The organism is Halalkalibacter alkaliphilus (genome assembly GCF_023555415.1).
GTDB classification, from domain to species: domain Bacteria; phylum Bacillota; class Bacilli; order Bacillales; family Bacillaceae_D; genus Halalkalibacter; species Halalkalibacter alkaliphilus.
In genome coordinates, this window is the sequence record NZ_JAKRYL010000006.1 from 44,623 (window position 1) to 68,845 (window position 24,223).

At 38.9% G+C, this 24,223-nt stretch carries 21 protein-coding genes, 1 other RNA gene, 1 riboswitch and 2 other annotated features (1 of these 25 cut by a window edge); of the genes, 3 read left to right on the forward strand and 19 right to left on the reverse strand.

Annotation, left to right across the window (positions count from 1 at the left end; all coding sequences use genetic code 11):
• Positions 1 to 11: a binding site (T-box leader), on the reverse strand; it reaches 198 nt to the left of the window's first position.
• 80 nt (positions 12 to 91) lie between these two features.
• From MF646_RS07270 to MF646_RS07310, 9 genes are all read right to left on the reverse strand, one after another.
• Complete coding sequence (locus tag MF646_RS07270) at positions 92 to 1,150, reverse strand: AI-2E family transporter (protein WP_250095834.1); 1,059 nt, start codon at positions 1,148 to 1,150, stop codon at positions 92 to 94.
• A gap of 158 nt (positions 1,151 to 1,308) precedes the next feature.
• Positions 1,309 to 1,497, reverse strand: coding sequence for a hypothetical protein (locus MF646_RS07275; RefSeq protein ID WP_034625190.1), 189 nt, complete (start codon positions 1,495 to 1,497; stop codon positions 1,309 to 1,311).
• Between the two features lie 195 nt (positions 1,498 to 1,692).
• Positions 1,693 to 2,166, reverse strand: a complete 474-nt coding sequence (locus MF646_RS07280) for a PRC-barrel domain-containing protein (RefSeq protein ID WP_250095835.1) — start codon at positions 2,164 to 2,166, stop codon at positions 1,693 to 1,695.
• Between the two features lie 60 nt (positions 2,167 to 2,226).
• Positions 2,227 to 4,524 (reverse strand): SF1B family DNA helicase RecD2, encoded by a 2,298-nt coding sequence (recD2, locus tag MF646_RS07285; protein ID WP_250095836.1) that lies wholly within the window; start codon positions 4,522 to 4,524, stop codon positions 2,227 to 2,229.
• Between the two features lie 12 nt (positions 4,525 to 4,536).
• Entirely contained in the window at positions 4,537 to 5,190 is a 654-nt protein-coding gene (locus MF646_RS07290; protein WP_250095837.1) for a tetratricopeptide repeat protein, read from the reverse strand.
• 72 nt (positions 5,191 to 5,262) lie between these two features.
• Positions 5,263 to 6,366 carry a tRNA 2-thiouridine(34) synthase MnmA gene (gene mnmA, locus MF646_RS07295; RefSeq protein WP_250095838.1) on the reverse strand — a complete coding sequence of 368 codons (1,104 nt, stop codon included), beginning with the start codon at positions 6,364 to 6,366 and terminating at the stop codon, positions 5,263 to 5,265.
• Between the two features lie 24 nt (positions 6,367 to 6,390).
• Positions 6,391 to 7,551 (reverse strand): cysteine desulfurase family protein, encoded by a 1,161-nt coding sequence (locus MF646_RS07300; RefSeq protein ID WP_250095839.1) that lies wholly within the window; start codon positions 7,549 to 7,551, stop codon positions 6,391 to 6,393.
• A 53-nt stretch (positions 7,552 to 7,604) separates the two neighbouring features.
• Positions 7,605 to 8,024: a cysteine metabolism transcriptional regulator CymR gene (cymR, locus tag MF646_RS07305; protein WP_034625202.1), complete on the reverse strand. Its 420-nt coding sequence runs from the start codon at positions 8,022 to 8,024 to the stop codon at positions 7,605 to 7,607.
• Entirely contained in the window at positions 7,969 to 8,664 is a 696-nt protein-coding gene (locus MF646_RS07310) for a YczE/YyaS/YitT family protein (RefSeq protein WP_338035479.1), read from the reverse strand. Before MF646_RS07310 ends, cymR begins: the two co-directional genes overlap by 56 nt.
• Before the next feature lie 151 nt (positions 8,665 to 8,815).
• Here MF646_RS07310 and MF646_RS07315 point away from each other — a divergent pair, with 151 nt between their 5' ends.
• On the forward strand, positions 8,816 to 10,084 hold the full coding sequence (locus tag MF646_RS07315) for a replication-associated recombination protein A (protein ID WP_250095840.1): 1,269 nt from the start codon (positions 8,816 to 8,818) through the stop codon (positions 10,082 to 10,084).
• 269 nt (positions 10,085 to 10,353) lie between these two features.
• A complete protein-coding gene (locus tag MF646_RS07320; RefSeq protein WP_250095841.1) occupies positions 10,354 to 10,980 on the forward strand; it encodes an RsfA family transcriptional regulator in 627 nt (208 codons plus the stop codon).
• A 191-nt stretch (positions 10,981 to 11,171) separates the two neighbouring features.
• Here MF646_RS07320 and MF646_RS07325 read toward each other — a convergent pair whose 3' ends face one another.
• Together MF646_RS07325 and ssrS are read right to left on the reverse strand one after the other, a co-directional pair.
• Positions 11,172 to 11,933, reverse strand: a complete 762-nt coding sequence (locus MF646_RS07325) for a tRNA threonylcarbamoyladenosine dehydratase (RefSeq protein ID WP_250095842.1) — start codon at positions 11,931 to 11,933, stop codon at positions 11,172 to 11,174.
• A 190-nt stretch (positions 11,934 to 12,123) separates the two neighbouring features.
• Positions 12,124 to 12,301, reverse strand: a non-coding RNA gene (gene ssrS / locus MF646_RS07330) — 6S RNA.
• Between the two features lie 145 nt (positions 12,302 to 12,446).
• Between ssrS and MF646_RS07335 the strand changes: the two genes are divergently transcribed.
• Positions 12,447 to 12,752 (forward strand): hypothetical protein, encoded by a 306-nt coding sequence (locus MF646_RS07335; protein ID WP_250095843.1) that lies wholly within the window; start codon positions 12,447 to 12,449, stop codon positions 12,750 to 12,752.
• Here the strand turns inward: MF646_RS07335 and MF646_RS07340 are convergent.
• The 8 genes from MF646_RS07340 to recJ form a co-directional block, all read right to left on the reverse strand.
• Complete coding sequence (locus tag MF646_RS07340) at positions 12,729 to 13,958, reverse strand: homoserine dehydrogenase (RefSeq protein ID WP_250095844.1); 1,230 nt, start codon at positions 13,956 to 13,958, stop codon at positions 12,729 to 12,731. The genes MF646_RS07335 and MF646_RS07340 overlap by 24 nt on opposite strands.
• Positions 13,959 to 14,018: 60 nt before the next feature.
• Positions 14,019 to 14,133: riboswitch (SAM riboswitch) on the reverse strand.
• A 69-nt stretch (positions 14,134 to 14,202) separates the two neighbouring features.
• Positions 14,203 to 15,990, reverse strand: coding sequence for an aspartate--tRNA ligase (aspS, locus tag MF646_RS07345; protein ID WP_250095845.1), 1,788 nt, complete (start codon positions 15,988 to 15,990; stop codon positions 14,203 to 14,205).
• A 1-nt stretch (position 15,991) separates the two neighbouring features.
• On the reverse strand, positions 15,992 to 17,272 hold the full coding sequence (hisS, locus tag MF646_RS07350; protein ID WP_250095846.1) for a histidine--tRNA ligase: 1,281 nt from the start codon (positions 17,270 to 17,272) through the stop codon (positions 15,992 to 15,994).
• 291 nt (positions 17,273 to 17,563) lie between these two features.
• Positions 17,564 to 17,793 (reverse strand) — a binding site (T-box leader).
• 56 nt (positions 17,794 to 17,849) lie between these two features.
• Positions 17,850 to 18,026, reverse strand: a complete 177-nt coding sequence (locus tag MF646_RS07355) for a hypothetical protein (protein WP_202595330.1) — start codon at positions 18,024 to 18,026, stop codon at positions 17,850 to 17,852.
• Between the two features lie 170 nt (positions 18,027 to 18,196).
• Positions 18,197 to 18,637, reverse strand: a complete 441-nt coding sequence (gene dtd / locus MF646_RS07360) for a D-aminoacyl-tRNA deacylase (RefSeq protein WP_250095847.1) — start codon at positions 18,635 to 18,637, stop codon at positions 18,197 to 18,199.
• A 9-nt stretch (positions 18,638 to 18,646) separates the two neighbouring features.
• Positions 18,647 to 20,833 (reverse strand): RelA/SpoT family protein, encoded by a 2,187-nt coding sequence (locus tag MF646_RS07365; RefSeq protein WP_250095848.1) that lies wholly within the window; start codon positions 20,831 to 20,833, stop codon positions 18,647 to 18,649.
• A gap of 480 nt (positions 20,834 to 21,313) precedes the next feature.
• Positions 21,314 to 21,829: an adenine phosphoribosyltransferase gene (locus MF646_RS07370; RefSeq protein WP_250095849.1), complete on the reverse strand. Its 516-nt coding sequence runs from the start codon at positions 21,827 to 21,829 to the stop codon at positions 21,314 to 21,316.
• A 3-nt stretch (positions 21,830 to 21,832) separates the two neighbouring features.
• Positions 21,833 to 24,196: a single-stranded-DNA-specific exonuclease RecJ gene (gene recJ / locus MF646_RS07375; RefSeq protein ID WP_250095850.1), complete on the reverse strand. Its 2,364-nt coding sequence runs from the start codon at positions 24,194 to 24,196 to the stop codon at positions 21,833 to 21,835.
• Positions 24,197 to 24,223: the final 27 nt, after the last annotated feature.

Here is a 24,223-nt window from a genome sequence, read left to right on the forward strand (position 1 = left end):
AATGTTTTTTTGCTTTATGTTTTTAATAATTGCCATCTCGTTAAAACCTCTATATGATGCCCTTCTATTATAGAAATCCAACATTCAAATGTCAATCTTTCATAAAATGAAAACGTATATGCAACAAAGTAACTTTTCCAATCGCTAAAATAGGTACGGCAACTAACATCCCGAGAAAGCCACCTACTTCGACCCCAACTAAGAGAGCAAGGATGATTAATGCAGGGTGCAGATGCAGTGTCTTTCCTACAATGACTGGAGAAAGGATATTTCCTTCAATTTGCTGAATGACAAAGATTAAGATTATTGTTGCAATTCCCAATTGCCAAGATTGCAAAAATGCAATAATAACAGCGGGGACCGCCCCAATAAAAGGTCCAAAGTAAGGAATTAAATCCATCGCTCCCATGAACAAACCTAGTAAAATTGGATAAGGAACCCCGAGCAACCATAAACCAATTGTAGAAATAATAAATACAGATAAGGACACTAACAACTGTCCACGGATGTAACTTCCAAACGTATGGTCAACGTCTTTAATATATTTCTTTAGTGCCTCTCTCCATTTTCTAGGTGTTATATACCAAGATATCCTTCGAATTAAATCGTGATCCTTTAGGAAGAAGAAAACAAGAAAAGGGATAACGATAAATGAAAACATTGATTTTATTAGAAAAAGTGCTGCATTCTCAATCTGATCAAAAGCACTTTCTCCCATTCGAACAAGCTGTACTCTCCACTCCTGGGTTTGGGCTTGTAACGGTGCAGGAAGAGTCCTAATGTAGCTTTGGAGTCTCTCTGTTTCTCTTTCTATCTCACGAATTTGTGCTGGTATTGTTTCAAATGCATGTTGAATCTGTTTGATAAATGACGGAAGCCCTATCGTTAAAAGAAACCCTAATATAAACACAATTAAAAAGAAAATAATTAAGACAGCAAACGGTCGTGATAATCCAGAATCATGCATTCGTTCTACTAAAGGGTGAAGTAAATAAGTAAGAAGCACAGCAATTCCAACCGGTAACGCAAGCGCTCTAAACATTGCCCCAATAGGAGATAGCAATGGGGCTAGCTGAACGAACATATAGATGATTAGTAGTGTAAGTAACGTGAAAGTAAGGCGGTACATCCACTTCTTCTCGTTTTCCATCGTATACACCCCCAACCTTTATCTTGTGCAAGCATTTTATATCCATACAACCCTGCACGCATAAAAAAAGAGAGCGAACATTACCTAAAGTTGATTAGGTTCGTACATCCCTCCTTTTTCTTCTATTTCGACGTTCTCGTTTTTTAATATTTGTTAGGCTACATTCCGATTTGAAGATCTTCGTCTTCGAACAAATCATCCAACGAGCTTAATGAACCATCTTCTTCCACTTGGTGCATCGACAATCTTCCTTTTAATAAACTCATCTCTACAAAACAGTTCCAGCAATAATATTGGTTTGTACCGATCTTTCCGATATCTTTGCTCTTACAATTTGGACAATGCATGGTTAAAAGACTCCCTTCATATCTAGACGTTACTGAAAAAGTTTTTTTATTCAGTAACCTCTTACAAAAAGCGATACCGATGTTATTGGTCAAACCTGCTATGACTGGTTATCATAGCAGGCTCCCATCATCACGTAAAGCCAGTGTAAGTGTTTAACAAGTACTGAAAAAAATAGTTACCTTTTACAGTCGTTTCTATTCGTTTAGAATGGCTCGCCCTCCAGCAATCGTTAGCTTAGAATCACTTTTTACAACTCTTCGCCCTTCTACTAGATCAGCTACCAATCCTTCCGTTACTTCATACCCTACAATCGTGCCCACTTCTTCCAAGAAATATACGTCCTCAAGAAGCCCTAACTTCTCTCCTTCTGCCGTTAATAATGCTGTACCATGAAGACGGTGCTTTCCGTGTTTTAAAAGGAAAGCTTGCTTTTCCTTTTTAGAAAGAGGTTGCAAGGTACGGTAGTCTTTTACCATGACACCATCCGTACCAATATTAGATATCTTCTCTACTGGTAAGAATAAGTGTCTTGTGAACCAGCCTTTTGGATCGACAAGAAACCCTGAAACTGCTCCATTCTCATAAACCAAATCCAATACGTGTCCACACTCTTTTCCTGTTGAAAGCGAAAGGACGGGTAATCCTTCAACTGTTGAAAAAGTACGCAAAAAAATCGCCACCTTTCCGAACATTGTTAGTGTGTGGCGATTTTTTCTTATTTATGTTGGTTATCTTCTTCCACTTTTCTCGGGTAGTTGTTGTAATTTTTCTTGCAGCATTGAATTTCGATTCATTTCATCTTTTTGCGTAATGGCTGTGTGAATGGCTTTTAAGTCTCCACATAATAGCAAAAATTGTTTAGCTCTAGTGATGCCTGTATAAAGTAAATTTCGTCTTAACATTCTTGCATAATTTCTAACGATAGGCATAACGACTATTGGAAATTCACTTCCCTGAGCTTTATGGATTGAACAACAGTACGCATGAGTGATTTGATTCAAATCTTTTTTTAGATAGACAACTTCTATTCCATCGTAAGAAATCACTAATTGATCCTGCCGTTCTTGATTCTCCTTTGCATAAAAAATAGCTACAATTTCACCGCGGTCGCCGTTATAGACGTTTTCATCAGGGTTGTTCACTAGTTGTAATACGATATCACCCGTTCGATAAACAACATCACCAAAGGCAATTTCTCGCCTCTGTTCTGTTTTAGGATTGAATAAGTTTTGCAGCATGACATTTAATTCTGTAATACCTGCACTTCCTTTATACATAGGTGCTAGTACCTGAATCTCTTTCGCTGTATACCCTTTTTTCATTGCATTTTCACAAATTTGCGAAACAACTTGCTGGACATGATCAATTTTGCAAGGAAAAAAACGACGATCAGATTGAGGCTCAGGTAAATTGGCAGGCATTGTTCCTTGTTTCATCGAATGAGCAAGCTCGATAATGGACGACCCTTCTGCTTGACGGTAAATGTCCACTAAAGGAACGGTCGGAATGATGGTTGACTCAAGGAAATCACGTAGCACTTGCCCTGGTCCGACAGATGGCAATTGATCTTGATCACCTACTAAGACAACCTGCATACCTTTTGGTACCGCCTTTAACAACTGATTCATCAGCCAAATATCAACCATTGAGCTTTCATCTACAATGAGAAGTTCCCCTTCAAGTTGTTCATGGTCTCCTTTTTCAAATCCACCACTTCCCCCTTTCCAACCGAGTAACCGATGGATAGTCGTCGCTGGAAGTTCTGTCGCTTCACTCATTCTTTTAGCGGCTCTTCCAGTTGGAGCAACAAGCAAAATTGGAAAGGGATTGCTCTTTGTGTATGCTTTTTCATCTAAAGAGAGACCGTGCAAACGTGCATAAAGCTCAACAATTCCTTTGATAACGGTTGTTTTCCCAGTTCCTGGTCCCCCGGTTAGTATCATTAAAGGGGACGATAAAGCTGTTTGAATTGCTTCTTTTTGCGACGGAGCATATTCTAATTTTTGTTCTTCTTCTAACTGTCCCAACGCTTTTAAAAATTCAGCTTCAGGAAATTCTTCCTCAACTTCTTGGCTTAATAAGCGCTGAACACTTGTGACAATTCCTTTTTCTGCAAAAAAGAGCGACTTCACATAAACTCGATTATCTTCTGTACAAAGCTCATCTTCTTCTTGCATAAGGAGGAGCTGCTCTTCTACTTCTGTAACTTCAAGCTTACAATCATGTGAGGATAACAGCGATATGACATGGGGAACGAGTACATCTTTGGATAGAAAGACATGTCCTTCTTGAAGACAGAGTTCCTGAAGCAAATGCAAGCAACCTGCACGAATACGGTCTGGATGTTTTCCAGTAATCCCGATCGCTGCTCCGAGTAAATCCGCTCTTCTAAAACCAATCCCTTCTACATCAGCTATTAATTGATAAGGATTGGTCTGAATTATATCTAAAGCCTGAAGACCATATGCTTGATACACTTTCATCGAAAGCTCTACTCCAAATCCATGTTTAGATAATGTCATGAGGACTTGTTCGACCCCTTGTTGATCGACTAGCTGTTCATACAAAGAGTCTGCTTTCTCTTTTGACAACTTAGGAACAGCCGTTAAAACTGAGCGATCTTCCACGATTCGTGTAATCGCCCGCTCCCCAAGTACTTCAACAATCGCTTCAGCTGTTTTAATTCCTACTCCCGGAAAGCGTCCACTCGACAAGTATTGAACGATGCCATGCTTCGTCTGAGGTAAGTCTCTTCTAAATTGTTCAACTTGATATTGTACTCCAAACTTAGGATGATCAATGACCCGTCCAAAAAACAAAAATGTTTCATCTGGCTCTAATTTCGGAAGAGTACCGACGACCGTCACTTTTTTATCTTTTAGCTCTTCATTTGTTTGCTGGATATGAATAAGAGCTACCGTGTAGAAATTCTCCTCATTTCGAAACACGATGTGGCTCACTGTCCCTTTTATAAAACCGCGTTCAATTGACTTCTCTTCTTCAGGCAAGATTGTCTCTTCTTTCACATGTCATCACCCTTACTTGATGGCTTGTTCAATGGTTTTCTTTCCATTTGCAGCTAATGCATGATCTGGTTGAATTTCGAGAGCATTTTCAAATGCCTTCAACGCATCGCTCGCACGTTCTTTGTAGGCATATGCTACACCTAAATTAAAAAAAGCATCTGCATGACTTTCATCTATTTTAATGACCTGCTCAAACTGCTCTATTGATTCATCAATATATTCTAATTGAGCTAAGCATAATCCATATTGAAATAAACCGTCAATGTCTCTTGGTTGAAGTTCTACCGCTCTTTTAAAAGAAGCTAGTGCATGGGGAAGTGCACCTAGTTGGTAATAGCTCATTCCAAGCATAAAATGAACATCCGATTCATCCAATTTTTCCATCAATGCTTTCTTGAACATCTTCGCAGCCTCTTCAAATTGATCTTGCTTATAATAAATTGTTCCAGCCCCGTAATAAGCAGTTGCCGCGTGTTCATCTAGTCCGATCGCTTTATCAAAAAAAGTGAGTGCACGTTCGTAATCACCAAGTACCCCTAAAAGATTTCCAAAATTCACAAAACCAGTAGGGTCATTTGGGTTTTCTTCAATCGCGTCATTAAACGCCTGTGCAGCTTCTTCATATTTTTTTTCGTTCATATAGGCAATGCCTTTTTCATTAAGCATAAATATTCCTCCTTATTTTATTAATAGTAAAACCTACTTTTTATCATTAAATTTGAAAAGGAAAATACCTAATTAGGCATTTTCCCACTTCTTAATAACATGATCAATTGTTCCCCCACCAAGACAAACGTCTCCATCATACAAGACAACAGCTTGTCCTGGAGTTACAGCACGCTGCGGTTCATGGAAATATATTCGAGCTGTCCCGTCCTCTTTCGGGTAAACTGTTACTTGTTGGTCTTCTTGGCGGTAGCGAAGTTTCGCTGTACAAGTAAATTCCTCAGACGTTGGTTCTTTTAAGATCCAATTCATTCCAATTGCGTCTAGCCCTTCAGAATAGAGGCCTTCATGATGGAATCCTTGACCAACAATTAACACGTTTCGATCTAAATCTTTGTCTATCACAAACCATGGCTCTCCAGCTCCACCGATACCAAGACCTTGACGTTGACCAAGTGTATAGTACATTAAGCCATCATGCTGTCCTTTTACTTTTCCATCTACTGTTTGCATTTCACCAGGTTGAGCTGGTAAAAATTCGCTAAGAAATTCTTTGAAATTTCGTTCACCAATAAAACATATCCCCGTACTATCTTTTTTCTTTGCTGTTGCAAGATTAGCCGATAGAGCACGCTCACGTACTTCCTTTTTCGGCAAATGACCAATCGGGAACATCGTTTTTGATAATTGCTTTTGGGATAGGGCATTTAGAAAATACGTTTGATCCTTGTTGTCGTCTACACCACGTAACAGTACATATTTCCCTTCACGCTCTTCTACTCGGGCGTAGTGACCAGTTGCCACATAATCAGCCCCGAGTGACATCGCATGATTTAAAAAGGCTTTAAATTTAATTTCCTTATTACACATTACATCAGGATTAGGGGTGCGCCCTGCTTTGTACTCTTCTAAAAAGTACGTAAACACCTTATCCCAATATTGCTTCTCAAAGTTTACTGCATAATAAGGAATTCCAATTTGGTTACATACTTGAATTACATCTTCATAATCCTCTGTTGCCGTGCAAAACCCATTTTCATCAGTATCATCCCAGTTTTTCATGAAAATCCCTATCACATCATAGCCTTGCTCTTTAAGCAGCAACGCTGTAACAGATGAATCAACCCCACCAGACATTCCAACAACGACTCTTGTATCTTCTGGTCGTTTCTTCATACACTCACCACCTTTGGCTCCATTCTAGTTGATAAATTCCTCAAGCTGTCCTAGCCGTTTCACAATTTTTGCTGTTTCAACGGCAACTCGCTCAATCTGTTCCTGTGTATTACCAAGACCAAAACTAAAACGAATCGCAGACTGTATCCGCTCGTTGTCTTGGCCAAACATTGCTACAAGTACATGAGATGGCTCGATTGATCCTGCTGTACAGGCGGAACCGCTTGAGGCTGCGATCCCCAATAGATCAAGATTCATTAACAATGATTCGACATTCACTCCGGGGAAACTTATATTTAATACATGAGGCAAACGCTCATGTTGATGACCATTGACATAAAAAGTTACTTCTTCTTCTGCCCATCTATCAATTAATGTCCTTGCAAATTGTTGGTATTTTTTTTGCCGTTCAAAAATGGAATGAACAGACAATTCCATTGCTTTAGCAAATCCGACAACAGCTGCAACATTTTCTGTTCCTGCTCGTCGCTTTCGCTCTTGCTCTCCTCCAAAAAGAACAGGCCTTAGCTTCAATCCTTCTCTCACATAAAGAAGACCCACGCCTTTAGGACCGTTAATTTTATGAGCAGAAATCGACAGCATGTCTACTTCCAGTTCGGCAAGATTTAATTCAACCATCCCACACGCTTGTACTGCATCCGTATGAAAAACAGCTTGATGTTCTCGTAACAAAACTCCAATTTCCTGAATTGGCTGCACTGTTCCAACTTCATTGTTGCCAAACATCAATGTAACGAGAATTGTATCATCACGCAAAGCTACTTGTACATCGTTTAGCCTTACTCTCCCTGTTTCATCTACAGGAAGATATGTAACTTCAAATCCGCGTTTTTCAAGCTCCTCACATGCATGTAATACGGCATGATGCTCCACCTTTGAAGTAATAATATGCTTTCCTTTCGCTTCATGCTCTAATGCATAGCCAAGGATCGCCATATTGTCTGCTTCTGTTCCACCACTCGTAAAGATAAGAGTCTGTTCACTAACATTTAGAGCATGTGCGATCTTTCTACGTGCTTGATCGATTGCTTGCCTCGCCTGTCTTCCGATTTGATGAATGCTTGAAGGATTTCCAAAATACGTCTGGAAATATGGGAGCATTGCATCGAGTACTTCTGGATGAAGGGGTGAGGTTGCTGCGTGGTCAACGTAAATCATCTCCACTTTTCGTCCACCTTCTTTTATATATAATACCTATCTAAAAGGAATGAATCCTCTTAAATGTAAAACATAAAATATTCTTGATCTCCTGAATCTTCATACGTTGCTAAATCTTCAAGAGTTGTGTTATCAAGTACATCCTTGACAGCATCACGTATTTTTATCCATAGATTGCGCTTAGCTGGTTCTTCATTATCCATTACTTCTACCGGACTGATCGGCCCCTCCAACACACGGATAATATCACCAGCTGTAATTTCTTTTGCATCTTTTGCTAGCATATAACCTCCGTATGCCCCACGGACACTTTTAACAAGCATTGCATTCCTAAGAGGTGCAATTAATTGCTCAAGATAATGTTCTGATAAATCATATTCTTTAGCAATGGATTTAAGTGATATAGGTCCTTCCCCAGCTTGTTTAGCTAATGCCATCATGATAGTGAGTCCGTAGCGACCCTTCGTTGAAATCTTCATCTTTTTTCCCTCTTTTCAAAATAGAATCAAATATCCGCTTGCAATGTGGTAATGTTACTCCTACAACTGAACCAATTCCAAAACAAAAGATAAGAGTACCAATAAATACGGTACCTCCTAATAGCCAACCTACTGTCAATACTACAACTTCCATTAAAATTCTAACATGTTGTACTTTCCAGCCAGTTTTTTTCTGAAGTGCAAGCATTAAGCTATCACGAGGACCTGCTCCACACCCTGGAGCTATATATATCCCAATGCCATAACCAATTATGATGATCCCCGTTAACATCATGACATATTGCAAAAGTAAGTGAGTAGGGGCTGGTATGATCCATAAAAATAGGTCAATAAATATACCAAGAAACAGCATATTTAAAAAGGCTCCCATTTGCGGCCACGCTTTCATTAAAAAAGCTGTTATACTTAAAACAACTAATCCCATAAGAATAGACCAAGTACCTACGGTCAATCCAAAATGATTTGTCAGACCAATATGCAGTACATCCCAAGGTGCACCACCTAGTTCTGCATGAACCATTAGTGCAATCCCAAGCCCCATAACCATTAGCCCAAACATAAACGTACCCCAGCGAATAAAAAAGATACGCTTTGTATTACTTAGTTCTATTCTCCTCAAGAGAAATCCCTTCTCTCTAATTAATTCTTTGCCATTATAGCATGAAAATCTCAACAATGTGGGGGCCAAACACTCAAAACCAGTAAGGATAGTTGGATTTTCTGTTCACATCCATTACACTAACTATAGCAATGTAGAAAGAAGGCTAAACATGAAAAAACAACCACTCGCCTATCGAATGAGACCACAAAAAATAGAAGATATAATCGGTCAACAGCATTTAATTGGAGAAGGAAAGCTATTAAGACGGATGGTTGATGCAGGTCAGTTATCCTCCATGATCCTCTACGGTCCACCAGGTATCGGAAAGACATCGATCGCTAGCAGCATCGCTGGTTCTACAGGCACGCAGTCAAAAATGCTTAATGCCGTCGTTCATAATAAAAAAGATATGGAAATTGCTGTTGAAGAAGCTAAGATGCACGGACAACTTATTTTAATTCTAGATGAAGTCCACCGTTTAGATAAAGGAAAGCAAGATTTCTTATTGCCTTATCTAGAAAATGGACTTTTAATTTTAATTGGAGCAACTACGGCTAATCCGTTTCATTCTATTAATCCAGCAATCCGTAGCCGTTGTCAAATATTTGAACTTGAACCATTAACAATTGACAACATTAAGCAAGCGTTACAGCGGGCACTTGTAGATGAAACAAATGGGTATGGCAAGGAAAAAGTATCCATGAGCGATGAAGCAATTACTCATCTAGCTCAAGCCTGTGGTGGCGATGTTCGCTCTGCTCTAAATGGGTTAGAATTAGCAATTTTGTCCACCTTTCCAAATGATAATGGGGTCAAAATGATTTCATTAAAAACTGCTGAAGCTTGTATTCAAAAGAAAAGCTTTCAGCATGATAAAGATGGAGATGCTCATTATGATGTCCTTTCCGCATTCCAGAAATCAATAAGAGGTAGTGATGTAGACGGTGCCCTCCATTACTTAGCAAGACTAATTGAAGCAGGCGATCTAATAAGTATTAATCGAAGACTGCTTGTCATTGCCTACGAGGATATCGGTTTGGCCAATCCCCAAGCAGGTTCTAGGACCTTATCTGCTATTGAAGCCTCCGAACGCCTAGGCTTTCCGGAAGCAAGAATCCCTCTTGCAAATGCGGTCATTGAACTATGCTTATCACCAAAGTCAAATTCAGCCTACAAGGCACTCGATGCAGCATTAGCTGATATACGAAAAGGCAAAATTGGTGATGTTCCTAAACACCTTAAAGATGCCCATTATCAAGGAGCACAGCAATTAGGTCGCGGTGTTGATTATAAATACCCTCATGATTACGAACACGGCTGGGTAAAGCAACAATATTTACCTAGTAAATTAAAGGGTGTATCGTATTATGAACCTAAAAGAACGGGTAAGTTTGAACAAGCATTAGCGGATGTTTACGAACGCCTAAGGAATAAATGATGTTATCTGAGCTTGAAGCTAGTATAAATCTAGTATTTCAAGCTTTTTTACTATTTATTTTAGTCGGACGTACCGCCAATAGCTTTGTAGATTAAATACATGAACAACTACCTAAATAGCTTAAGTCTTTAATCTATTTAACTAAGTCCGTTATAAATTGCACTACTAAAACAATCTTTTTCTTTTTTCTATCACCCTTGTATAAAGATCTTTTTATCTGGTTAGAATTGGTACCAATTAGATAAAACAATTCAAGGAGCTGATAAAATATGAAAATTAGACAAGATGCCTGGTCTCATGAAGATGATGTATTACTAGCTGAAACTGTACTGAAACACATTAAAGAAGGAAGTACACAGTTGCGTGCATTTGATGAGGTTGGTGACGAGTTAAATAGAACTTCTGCTGCGTGTGGGTTTCGCTGGAATGCAGTCGTACGTAACCGATATATGAAGCAAATTGCAGAAGCAAAGAAAGAGCGAAAAGAACGGAAGCGCGCTGCATCGTACTCCTATTATCCTCAAATGAGGCCAATGTGGGCACCTCAACCAACTATGGAACGTGTAAATCAATCACTAGATAGCGAGATGTCACTAGAATCGGTTATTGACTATTTACAAAGCATGATGCATACTTCATCTCAATCTTCTGCGTTACAACTTGAAAATGAGAGATTAGCGAAAGAAAACCAAGAGCTCGAATCTAGAAACAAGGAATTAGAGAAGGAATTGAAGAAAATTAAACAAGATAATAGTATTATTGAAGAGGATTATCAATCTCTTATTCAAATTATGAATCGCGCTAGACGTATGGCTATTTTAGAAGATGAAGAGTCTCTTTCAACTGCCTCTTTCAAAATGGATAAGAATGGAAATTTAGAAAAATTAGCGAAGTAAGAAACGAAATTAAACTCTATAAAAACATTAAAAGCCGGGCATTCACGTCCGGCTTTATTAATTATTACTGATTCTAACTCAATTATTAGTGAGAGAGACGTCCCCTGATTTCTTGGAATATAGATAAAATAACAGGGCACTGAAAAAATACAAAGTCCTTAATCAGTGCCCGCACTTAAGGAACCTACTACTTAACGGTTAATTTCAATTCCTTTTAATAAGTTCGTAATAACATGCCCAGCCATAATTAACCCTGCTACTGAAGGTACAAAGGCATTTGATGAAGGTGGCATTTTAGCCTTTCGAATACTTCCTTGTTCTGCTGCCTCTGAAACAATTTCTTGTCGAATGTCTTCTCTAATCTTTATTGGCTGTTCATCAGAATAGACAACTTCAATTCCTTTACGTATACCATCTTTACGTAACCGAGTTCGAACAACTTTCGCAATTGGATCATGGCTTGTTTTAGAAATATCCGCAATTCGTAATCTAGTTGGATCCATCTTATTCGCTGCTCCCATACTAGAAATAATCGGGATCTTACGTTCTAAACATTGTTTCATTAAATGAATTTTATAACTGATCGTGTCACTAGCATCAATGACATAATCTAAGCCATAGCTAAAAAACTGCTCGTATGTTTCTTCAGTATAAAACATTTTTAATGCTATGACTTCACACTCAGGATTAATATCTTGAATACGTTCTTTCATCAACTCAACTTTTTGTCTACCAACTGTCGACAATAAGGCATGGATCTGTCTATTCACATTTGTAATATCGACATCATCTTTATCCACAAGCACCAATCTGCCTACTCCAGAGCGCGCTAATGCTTCAGCTGAGAAAGAACCTACCCCACCAATACCCAGCACTGCTACTGTACTGTTTCTTAATTGATCTAATCCATCGTGACCTATGGCCAATTCATTTCGAGAAAATTGATGCAACATTCGCCTTGCTCCCTCCAAACAATCTATCGCAATTGACTATACCATAGCCATTCTTAAAAGTCTAAACTAACTACTACGTTTACCTAAAACGATTACAAACATACATTAACTTATAGTATTAGTAAAGAATAGATTTCTTAATAAAAAAACAACTTCTCTATTTGAGAAGCTGCTTGCCTACTATGTACGTAAGAATCCCAATCATGCCGTATTCATTATGGTTTTGAACCTGTTCCAAAAACAGGTGGGTGCCCTGTGAAAACCATTTTACTTCCTTAAGAAAGGCCTGTAATCCGATTGTCAACCCAAGCTCCCATTTTTAATCTGTTGGCTCAAAACGTAAATTTCTACGTACATATTAGGAGTTCTTACTTATTTATATTTATCCTATCAAATATGCTATTGTACGTCAATGCAATATTCAGATTATTCAATCACATCTGTCATTTGGTAAATGCCTCTCATTATGATACAGTTATTTACTGTATACATATATTTTAGAGGTGACTATATATGAATCTGCTAGCTACTCAAACATGCATAGAAGTTCGTCAAGAAATTGGTTGGACAGAAAAGCGTACAATTGAAACGTCATTTGATATGAAGTTATTTGATGATCAACTCACTGTAAAAGACGATGTTTACCCACTTACAGCTATTTTTGATATATCTTATCGTAAGAAACCAGAAAAAGGTGCAATGGGTTTTCTATATTTGCATACAAGTCGAGGTGTTCGGACGTATTACATAAAGGAAGATGCCTACGCTTTAGTAACTGCTTATAAAAAGCTAAAATCAGAACGCCCCGAATTGCGCTGAGTGAATTGTTTCTAAACGCCTGCGTGTTGAAACATCCCCATAGATTGGATACGTTTCAAAAGGTGTAACATCTGTACTATTAATAATCCATCCTTCTCCTTCATGGTGAGAGAATGTGTCAATTACAGCTATCTGATTTTTCTTCACCCATTGAAGGGCAATTTCTCTTTCAGCATGAGTTAGGAAAACAAATGCATGTGTAAATGATTCTTTTCGTTGTTCCGCCTTCGTTCCTAAACTTCTTTGTGAATGTCTAGTACGCTCATGAAAAAGAAAATCTTCAACCATACTATTTGCCGTTGCCTCTTTCCCAGCACCTGGTCCAATAAAAAGAAGTTGATTAATAGAATCACCTTCAATTGATATTCCATTTGTCACTCCTCTAACACTTGCTAACGGTTCGTTTTGTGTTAAAAAGGCTGGAGTTACAGAACCATTCACTTTAGCTTCACCCTGCCAAGCCTCAGCAATTAATTTTAACTTAAATCCTAGACGCTCTCCTATTTCAACATGCCAATCCTTAATAGTCGATACACCTTTACGTGAAAATTCATTAGAAGAAGGCCAGCTTCCGAAACATAAGCGACTTAGTATTCTTATTTTGTACCAAGCATCAAAGCCTTCTAGATCGTCAGTTGGGTCTGCCTCAGCATAACCTAATTCTTGTGCCTCTAATAAAACATCAGCAAATCCTCTATGGTTTTCAATCATTTCTGTTAACATATAATTTGTTGTTCCATTTAAAATTCCTGAAATTCTTGATATTGGTGTAGTTGTGAGTGTTCCCTTTAACGCGTTAATAATCGGAATACCACCTGCAACTGCTGCCTCATATCCATAATAAGTCGAGTGTTGATCTGCTAATCTTTCCAGTAATTGTCCCTTCTCTGCGACAAGCTTTTTGTTAGCAGTGATAACTGGAACACCTTTTTCTAACCATTTTGATGTATATGAAAGTGCAGGTTCAATTCCTCCAATGGCTTCAAAAATGATATCAAATTCAGCTGAATTACAAAATTCTTCCCAACTAGTTGTAACAAACGCTTCAATATCAGCGGCGCGTTGTTTTTGGCGACTTTTCACAAGAATTGCAGAAATGAGAATTTCCTCTCCTAACAGCTGTTCTAGTTGCTCCTTTGTATTAGTTAAGCGTTCATATACACCGCTGCCAACAGTTCCAAATCCTATTAAACCAATTTGTAGCATATTCATACCCTCCTCTTAAATAAAAAAACCTTTCCAGATAAGGAAAGGTTTTTTTGCCTTCACTTATCTTTCAGAATGAAACACATTCTGCTGAAAGTAGCACCTTTTTTTGCATGGCTTGCAAAACGGTTGCCGGGCTTCATAGGGTCAGTCCCTCCACCACTCTGGATAAGTTTGAATTTATCAAACGTTCATATACAATTAACGTGATTATACGTTAGCTTCGCTTAACTGTCAAATATGATTAAACATTCACCTTTTCAGATTTTCTCCCGATGATTGATAAATTTAAATCAATTAATTGCTCAACACTTACTTCACCTGGTGCATTCGTTAACAGATCACTAGCACTTGCTGTTTTCGGGAAGGCAATGGTGTCACGTAAATTCGTTCGACCTGCTAGTAGCATAATTAGACGATCTAGTCCTAATGCAATTCCACCGTGTGGCGGTGTGCCGAATTCAAATGCTTCCAACAAGAAACCAAATTGTTCGCGAGCCTCCTCTTCAGAAAATCCTAGTGCTTTAAACATTTGTTCTTGAATATCACTTTGGTAAATACGTTGCGAACCACCACCAAGCTCATATCCATTTAATACAAGATCATAAGCATTAGCACGTACACTAGCAGGATCAGTTGCTAGTAAAGCAAGATCTTCTTCTACTGGACTTGTGAACGGATGATGCAGGGCAACATAACGTTTTGCTTCCTCATCGTATTCAACAAGTGGAAAGTCAACAACCCAAAGGAAATTAAACTGACTTTTATCAATCAAATCAAACTGTTTCCCAAATTTCAAACGGAGTGCACCAAGGCTATCAAATACAACCTGTTTCTTATCAGCACCAAAGAATAATAAATCGCCAACCTCTGCGCCAAGAGCTTCTTGTAACGACGTAGCAACCTCTCCAGTGAAGAACTTAGCAATAGGTCCTTTAAGTCCTTCTTCTTCTACCTTAAGCCATGCTAAGCCTTTCGCTCCATATTGTTTTACATAATCAGTTAGAGCATCGATTTCTTTACGAGAAAGCTTATCTGCTCCCCCTTTTAAATTCAATCCTTTTACTGTTCCCCCACTAGCAAGAGCACTTTGGAATACTTTGAACTCTGAGTCTTTCACAATCTCTGATAGCTCAATTAGCTCCATTCCGAAACGAAGGTCCGGCTTATCTGAACCAAAACGGTTCATAGCTTCATCATATGTCAAACGTGGAAACGGTAATGATATGTCAACGCCTTTGATTTCTTTCAAAATCTTTTCCATCATTTTTTCCATCATGGCAATTAAGTCTTCTTTGTCCATGAACGATGTTTCAATATCGACTTGAGTGAACTCCGGTTGACGGTCAGCACGCAAGTCTTCATCGCGGAAACAACGGACAATTTGATAATAACGTTCAAAACCTGAAACCATTAATAATTGTTTAAAAAGTTGCGGTGATTGTGGTAGAGCATAGAACTCGCCATGATGAACACGGCTTGGAACTAAATAATCACGTGCCCCTTCTGGTGTACTTTTTGTTAGCATTGGTGTCTCAATTTCCATGAATGTTTCCGTATCAAGGAAATCACGAATTAACTTTGTCGTACGATGACGTAATTTAAACGTCTCTTGCATATCTGGACGACGAAGGTCTAAATAACGATACTTTAAACGAACATCTTCTGAAGCGTCTGTATCAGCTTCAATTTGAAACGGCAGTGGCTTTGATGCATTTAAGATACTTATTTTTTCAACATGAACTTCAATTGAACCTGTTGCGATTTTCTCATTAACTGTTTTAGGGTCCCTTGCAACGACGTTCCCACAAACCTCAATGACATATTCATTTCTAACTCGTTCTGCAGTAGTTAAAGCTTCTTGATTCACCTCAGGATTAAATACAACTTGAACAATACCTGAACGGTCACGGACATCTAAAAAAATTACTTGTCCTAAATCACGGCGTCTTTGTACCCACCCTTTTAATTGTACTCTTTCACCTACGTGCTCTTCGCCTAGCTTTCCACACTCATGTGTTCTCCCTATCATCTTACTTACCTCCTACTGTTTTCCCTTTTATATAATCAATAAATGATGCCAAATCAATTTCACTTTGTTCGCCTGTTTCCATCTCTTTTACATTGATTTTCCCCTGCGAAAGTTCATCATCACCAAGTATTGCGGTGAATCGAGCTTGAAGACGGTCTGCAGCCTTAAACTGCGCTTTCATCTTCTTGTCTAAATAATCTTTGTCAGCACTAATACCTGCACGCCTTAATTGATAAAGTAGTTCGACTGTTTTTTCCTTTGCTGCATCACCTAATGATACTAGGTAACAATCTAGTTGTGGAGCAGCCGGAATTGCTTGTTCTTGAGCTTTTAGTGCCATAATTACTCGCTCAATACTAAAAGCAAAACCAATTCCAGGAGTGGAAGGACCTCCGATTTCTTCTACAAGACCTGTATAACGTCCACCACCACACAATGTCGTTATTGCTCCAAACCCTTCTCCTTCAGACATAATTTCAAATGCTGTGTGATAATAATAATCAAGCCCTCGTACAAGCGTTGGATCGACTACATAAGCAATACCCAATCGGTCCAAATAATTCTTCACTTGACTAAAATATGTACTTGACTCTTCGTTTAAATAATCAAGAATAGACGGTGCATTGTTCATTAATGGATGCTCTCGGTCTTTTTTGCAATCTAATATTCGTAAAGGGTTTTTCTCTAGTCGACTTTGACAATCATCACAAAATTCATTGATGCTTGGTCTAAAGTGATCAATCAATGCTTGTCGATGAGCCTCTCTACTGTCTTTATCCCCTAAACTATTTAATACTAACTTCACATTCTTTAACCCGAGTTCTTCATATAAACCCATTACTAAAGCTAACACTTCCGCATCAATAGCAGGGTCTTGACTTCCTAATGCTTCGACTCCAAACTGAACAAATTGACGCATACGCCCTGATTGTGGCCGTTCATAACGGAACATAGGACCAGTGTAAAATAATTTAGTCGGCTGATTGGGTTGCCCGTACATTTTCTTTTCAACATATGAACGAACAACTGCAGCGGTTCCCTCTGGTCTTAATGTTAAACTACGATTCCCTCGATCTGTAAATGTGTACATTTCTTTTTGAACGATGTCTGTTGTATCGCCAACTCCACGTTGGAATAAATCGGTGTGTTCAAATATTGGTGTACGTATCTCGTGATAATTGTACCTGCGACAAACATCCTTTGCTTTTTCCTCAATGTATTGCCAAAGCTCTACTTCGCCTGGTAATATATCCTGCGTACCTCGCGGGATTTGAATGTTCATTCTCTCATCCTCCAAATATAAAAGTAAAAGGCTGTTTTCGCATACTTTGTTGTTTTTATGGGTTACGTGCCCTTCACATGTTCGTTCCACCTGAGCTCCAGCCACTCGCACCCGCAAGGAGGTGCCGAGCCTCCTCGGCTGCGCCTGTGGGGTCTCGCCCCTACCTCTACATCCCGCAGGAGTAGGGTGACTTCCACTCCATTTCACTACGAGAAAACATATTTCTTCACAGCAACAATCTTTACGAAAACAGCCAAATAAAAAAACTCTCATCGCTGATGAAAAATAATCATCAGGGACGAGAGTTTATACCCGTGGTGCCACCCTAAATTGAAGCAATATCATTGCTTCCTCTTTAAACAGTTAACGCCTGTATACGTCTTTTCCTAATAGTCAATACGTTCAGAAAAACTCCTCTGAGGTGTTCATTCATTAAGACAGATATGGAGGGCTCTCAGCCTTGACCTCTCCTCTCTTGTTTACCTGCTACCTTAACTACTATGCCTCTTCTTCGGAATAGTTGCAGTTCATTTAATTGATTATTATCATACGAATGTTCAGGCAATGTGTCAATAGTTTAATTACGATTCATTTTATCCTTTAGTAATTTTACATCACGTAAGGATAACCCAAATTCACTAGCTAATTCAAGATTTGTATGTTGATTTTCACGTTCTACAAAACTATGGTAGTCCATATTAAAAAGTGGCTGCAACCGATTATGATGCATTTGTTGACGCATACTCGAGCGCATTTTGCTTCATCCTTCCAAAGTCGTTTCTCCTATTTTGACCAAGTTAAGAGGAAAACTTACATGGAAGGGGAAATTGCACGAAAAATCCTTGAATTTTGTCAGCGCAGACATGGTTTGTGATGGCTTCGCTCATCACGTCGAGCCGCTAAAAAAGGGAAGTTCGCCCTTTTTTAGCGGCTCTCTACAATCAGTGTTACGGGGCCGTCATTTACTAGGGATACTTCCATCATCGCGCCAAATTCGCCTGTTTGTACGTCAATTCCTTTTGATCTAAGTTCATCATTGAATTGGTCATACAGCTCTTTTGCTAAATCTGGTTTTGCTGCGTTCATAAAGTTTGGTCGTCTTCCTTTTTTACAGTCCCCGTAAAGAGTAAATTGTGAAATCGATAGGATCTGTCCTTTAACATCTAGTAATGAAAGGTTCATTTTCCCATCAGCATCTTCAAATATTCGAAGGTTTATTATTTTATCGGCGACATACGTGACATCTTCACTTTTATCTTCATGTGTAATGCCTACTAGAAGCGTTAAGCCAGATTCAATTTGACCGACGGTTTCACCATTCACACTTACAGATGATTTCTTTGTTCGTTGTAACACTACTTTCATGGTCCACCTCTAATGCATCACTCTTCGTACCGAGTAAATATCGTTTAGTTGTTTTATCTTTTCAACAACCTTATGCAAGTGATCTATGTTATGAATCGAAATAGTTAAATGAATAGTCGCTACTTTTTGCCTATGATCAGAACGTCCTGAGACAGCATTAATAACTGTTCGTGATTCGGTGATCGCATGCAGCACTTCATTCAACAATCCATTTCGGTCGTATCCACTGATTTCAATATCGACATTATAGGACTTGCTTTGCTGCATGTCACCTTCCCATTCCACAGGAAGCAAACGACCTTGTGCCTCTTCATTTTTCACATTCGTACAGTCTGATCGATGAATTGAAACCCCTCGGCCTTTCGTGATGTATCCAATGATGTCATCACCCGGGACAGGTGTACAACAACGAGATAATCTTATTAAAAGATTATCAACTCCTTTTACTCGAACCCCAGAGTTCACCTTTTTCTTAGGCCGATACGTCTGGACATCAGATAAAGCAGCTACTAATGATTTATCCTCTTGTTCTTGGTCTTGCTGCTTACGTAATTTCTCCGTCATTCGGTTGACGATTTGTTTCACACTAATCCCGCCATAACCCGCTGCAGCAAACATATCTTCTTCACCTGAGAAACTAAACTTGTTAGCTACCTCTGCAATATTTTCAGCCGTTAATACTTCTTTTGGCTCAAAATCCAAAGAACGAATTTCCTTTTCAACTAGCTCGCGACCTTTTTCGACATTTTCTTCTCGACGCTCTTTTTTAAACCACTGCCTAATTTTATTTTTTGCATGAGAAGACTTGGTGATCTTTAGCCAATCTTGGCTTGGGCCATAAGAATGTTTCGATGTTAATACTTCAACAATATCACCTGTATTCAAGCGATGCTCAAGTGGAACCATCTTTCCGTTTACCTTTGCGCCAATACAACGGTTTCCAATTTCACTATGAATGCGATACGCAAAATCAAGTGGTACCGAACCAGCTGGCAATTCAATGACCTCACCTTTTGGTGTAAATACAAACACCATATCAGAAAACAAGTCCATCTTTAAAGATTCCATAAACTCTTGAGCATCATTCGTTTCTGTTTGCGATTCGATGACATCTCGGAACCAGTTTAATTTATCTTCGAATGAGTTTTTATTTTGAGTTAGATCTTTTCCTTCTTTGTAAGCCCAGTGAGCTGCTACCCCATACTCTGCAATTCGATGCATTTCTTCTGTTCGAATTTGCACCTCAAGAGGATCGCCATAAGGCCCAACTACGGTTGTGTGTAAGGACTGATACATATTGGCCTTAGGCATGGCAATATAATCTTTAAAGCGTCCAGGCATTGGTTTCCAGCATGTGTGAATAACACCTAATACAGCATAGCAATCTTTGATGTTATCAACCATAATCCGAACAGCCAGTAAGTCATAAATTTCATTAAACTGTTTATTCTGAAGCACCATTTTACGGTAAATGCTATAGATATGTTTAGGTCTACCTGATAATTCGGCTTTCACATTTACATCTCTTAAATGTTCACTAATCGTATCCATAACCCCAGAAAGGTACTTTTCTCGCTCTGCTCGTTTCTTTTTCATTAGATTCACAATTCTATAATATTGTTGTGGATCTAAATATCGAAGGGCTGTATCCTCTAACTCCCACTTAATTGTGGAGATACCAAGTCTATGTGCCAATGGAGCAAAAATTTCTAATGTCTCATTTGATGTTACACGCTGCTTTTCCGGAGGCATAAATTTAAGCGTGCGCATGTTGTGCAGACGATCTGCTAATTTAATTAAGATAACACGAATGTCTTTTGCCATCGCTATTAGCATTTTCCGATGGTTTTCTGCCTGCTGTTCTTCTTTTGATTTATACTTAAACTTCTTTAATTTCGTTACGCCATCAACTAACATCGCTACTTGTTCATTGAACGCTTTTTCTAAATCCTCAACCGTCACATCTGTATCTTCAACCACATCATGTAAAAATGCAGCAGCGACCGTATTCGGATCAAGCTCGAGTTCCACAATAATCCCGGCTACTTGGATTGGATGAAGAATATATGGTTCTCCAGATTTACGGTATTGCCCTTCGTGAGCCTGCTCTGCATATTCATAAGCCTTGCGGAGAAAAGCAACGTCACTCTCATTTAAATATTGACTTGCCTTTTCTAAAACTTGATCTATCGTCATGGAATCACCTATTTACGATTCAATATTTCTTTTTATTATGGGTAAAGTTATGAACTATGTAAAGGGAAAAGATCAAACTTTTCAAATGTAAGCTAAAGGTTATTCAAAAAGGGATAATCAGCCATTTTGAATAACCTTTATAAAAGACTCTTTTCACAAAAATTGTTGCTCTTGATAATCGGTTAGAACGAAGTGGAATGGAGCGGAAGGCACTTGACTCCTGCGGGAATAGAGGAAAAGGCAAGACCCCGCAGACGGAACGTCGAGGAGGCTTGGCAACACCCCGCGGAAAGCAAGTGACTGCAGCGCAATGTAACGGACCCGCAAAGGAGAAAATAATAAAAAACAACAAAATTTAGAAAAAAGCCTTATAATAAGAGGGCAACTCAAATAAACAGAGATTCTAAAAAGTAAAATTGGCATCCTTATTCAATCATTTCTCTTTCTTCATCAAGTAAGTTTGAGCCGCCCAAGTCTTGTTTAATTATACGTCATTAATGAAAATAACTCATAGTTCTCTAAACGATCTCTTCCTTCTAAATAACCAAGCTCAATCATAAAGGCAATTCCAACAACTACTCCACCTAGCTGTTCCACCATCTCAATCGTTGCTTCAATCGTACCTCCTGTTGCTAACAAGTCATCCGTAATAAGTACGCGCTGACCTTTTTTAATCGCATCTTTATGAATCGTTAAGCTGTCTTTTCCATATTCTAAACCGTAGTCAACAGAAATGACTTCGCGTGGAAGCTTTCCTGCTTTTCTAACTGGGACAAAGCCAACTTCTAATGCGTAAGCAATCGGACAACCCACTACAAACCCTCTAGCTTCAGGCCCAACTACTACGTCGACATTCTTATCACGTGCAAAATCAGTCATTTCGTTAATCGCAGCTTTATATGCAGCCCCGTCCTGCATTAACGTCGTAATATCTTTAAAACGAATGCCCTTTTTCGGATAGTCCTCAACAATTTGAATATACTTTTTAAAATCCATTTTCTACACCGTCTCCTTGACTTTTGTTTCCTCTATTGTTTGTTCTAGCACTTGAGCGAACCACCGCTTTAAATCAACGTAGGAAGAGTAGACAAAATCATTTTCGATTTTCGCATGCTCTAGTTTCTTTCGATACGTTGAAGATTCTTCTAATCCTTTCTTCTGAGGATTATCAGTAACACTTAGTATTCCATCGTCTATTGTAACAAAACCAAGCTCACTAAATACCTGTGACATAAAGGTTATCGTTTCTTTTGACCACCCTTTATATTTTGCTAATTCTTCGCTGTGCTTTTTAATATTAAATGATTTTCTCTTTAAAAGAAATGCATAGTACCATTTAAATTGGTCCCGATTCGGGTTGGTCGTAAAGAAAGAATCATCTTCATGATAAAAGACCGTATAAATACGACTAGGTTGTCCATGATTAAGGAACAAGGTTTTCAATTGTTCACGTTCATTTGGAATATCAAGTAACACCACATAGCGATTGGATAAATCACCAACGTCTTCTTGATCATCTAATGAAATAATCGTTTCATTCTCAAGACCTAGTATTCTCTGTGTTTCCTTTTTAAATGTAATGAGTACGCGATTTTCAATAGGAATTGTTAGAAGCCTATCAGCCAACCTTGTTTTTTGGATACTTCTCCAATCAAATAACTGCCATTCTGATACACCCATATCGTCAATCATTAATTGTGGCTTAACGTGCCCATTCCACTCATTAACCGATAGGGTACCAACTGCTGACACTTTCGCATGTGATGTGATTTCATCACATAAATAACCTAGGTGAAAACCAATCCCATCTAATGTTGCCCCATTCCCAGAGAATCCAACTTTTAAATGGTTTGAATCGCTTCCAATTTTTCTCATTTGATCTAATTGAACGTCTTGTAGTAGCACTTTCGGTGTTGGATTAGAAACACCGAATGGAGCAAGTTGATCTAATTGCTTAATGACAGATACGGAGATTTCATCTACCGTAGCGACTAAATCAATTGATGTTACTGGTTTAAAGTCTTCTTCCGTCAATACTACTTTTGCTTGTTCGTTAAGCCTAGTACGTAATAAATCCAAATCCTCCACGTTCATTGTCAAACCTGCAGCCATTGGATGCCCACCAAAATGAGGCAAAATATCCCTGCTTTTAGAAAGCTCTGCAAACATATCAAAGCCTTCGATGCTTCTGGCAGACCCTTTTGCAACTCCCTTTTCCCGATCGATACTTAATACAATCGTTGGTCTATAATAACGCTCAACAAGTCGGGAAGCAACAATTCCGATGACTCCTGCATTCCATCCTTCACCACCAATGACCAATACGTCATTTTTGTCAGGAGGATATTGCTCTTCAACGACAGTAACAGCCGCTTCTGTGATCTCTTTAACAACTGTTTGACGCTCTTTATTTAAGTAATCAATTTCCGTCGCTAAATGTTCAGCTTCCTCTTGTGTTTCAGCTAATAACAAGTGAACCGCTGGATCAGCTGAATCAAGTCGCCCTACGGCATTAATTCGAGGTCCAATTCCAAATCCAACATGGTCTGCTTGAACGACTTGTGAATCTATACCACATTTTTTCTTTAGCGCAATTAAACCTGGTTTGTTCGTTGACTGAAGAACATGAAGGCCCTCCATTACTAATAGACGGTTCTCATCAACAAGAGGAACCAAATCGGCAACTGTACCTATCACAGCTATATCCAGCCACTCACTTGGAACCCTTCCTAATAATGCATGAGCAACTTTTAAAGCAACTCCTACACCCGCCAACCCTTTAAATGGGTATGGACATCCCGGTTTTTTAGGATTAATAATCGCATACGCATCAGGTAAAACGGGTGGTGCTTCATGGTGATCGGTCACAATGAAATCAAGGTTAATCTCTTTTGCCACGTTTGCAACATGTACTGCAGCAATCCCCGTATCTACCGTTACGATTAGTCCGTATCCATCTTCTTTTGCTTGCCTGATCGCCGGTTCATTAGGTCCATATCCCTCGGTGAATCGATTCGGTATATAAAAGTCTACTTGCGCTCCTATAGATTGTAAGGCTTTGTACATCAAGGCCGTACTGCTTACTCCATCGGCATCGTAGTCACCAAAAATAAGAATTCGCTCATTTGCCTCAACTGCTGCGCGAATTCTTGTTACGGCACGGTCCATATCATCTAACAAAAACGGATCATGATAGGCCATCTCTTCTTTATTTAAAAAACGTCTAGCAGCCTCTACTGTTTCAAATCCTCGATTCAAAAGTAAACTCGCCACTAGTGGAGCTATGTTTAATTCATTGACTAATTGATCTACTTGACTGGATGCTTGTTCTTTTATTTTCCATCTAGCTTTCGGTTTTAACATATAAACACCCCTTGAATGTCTCATTAT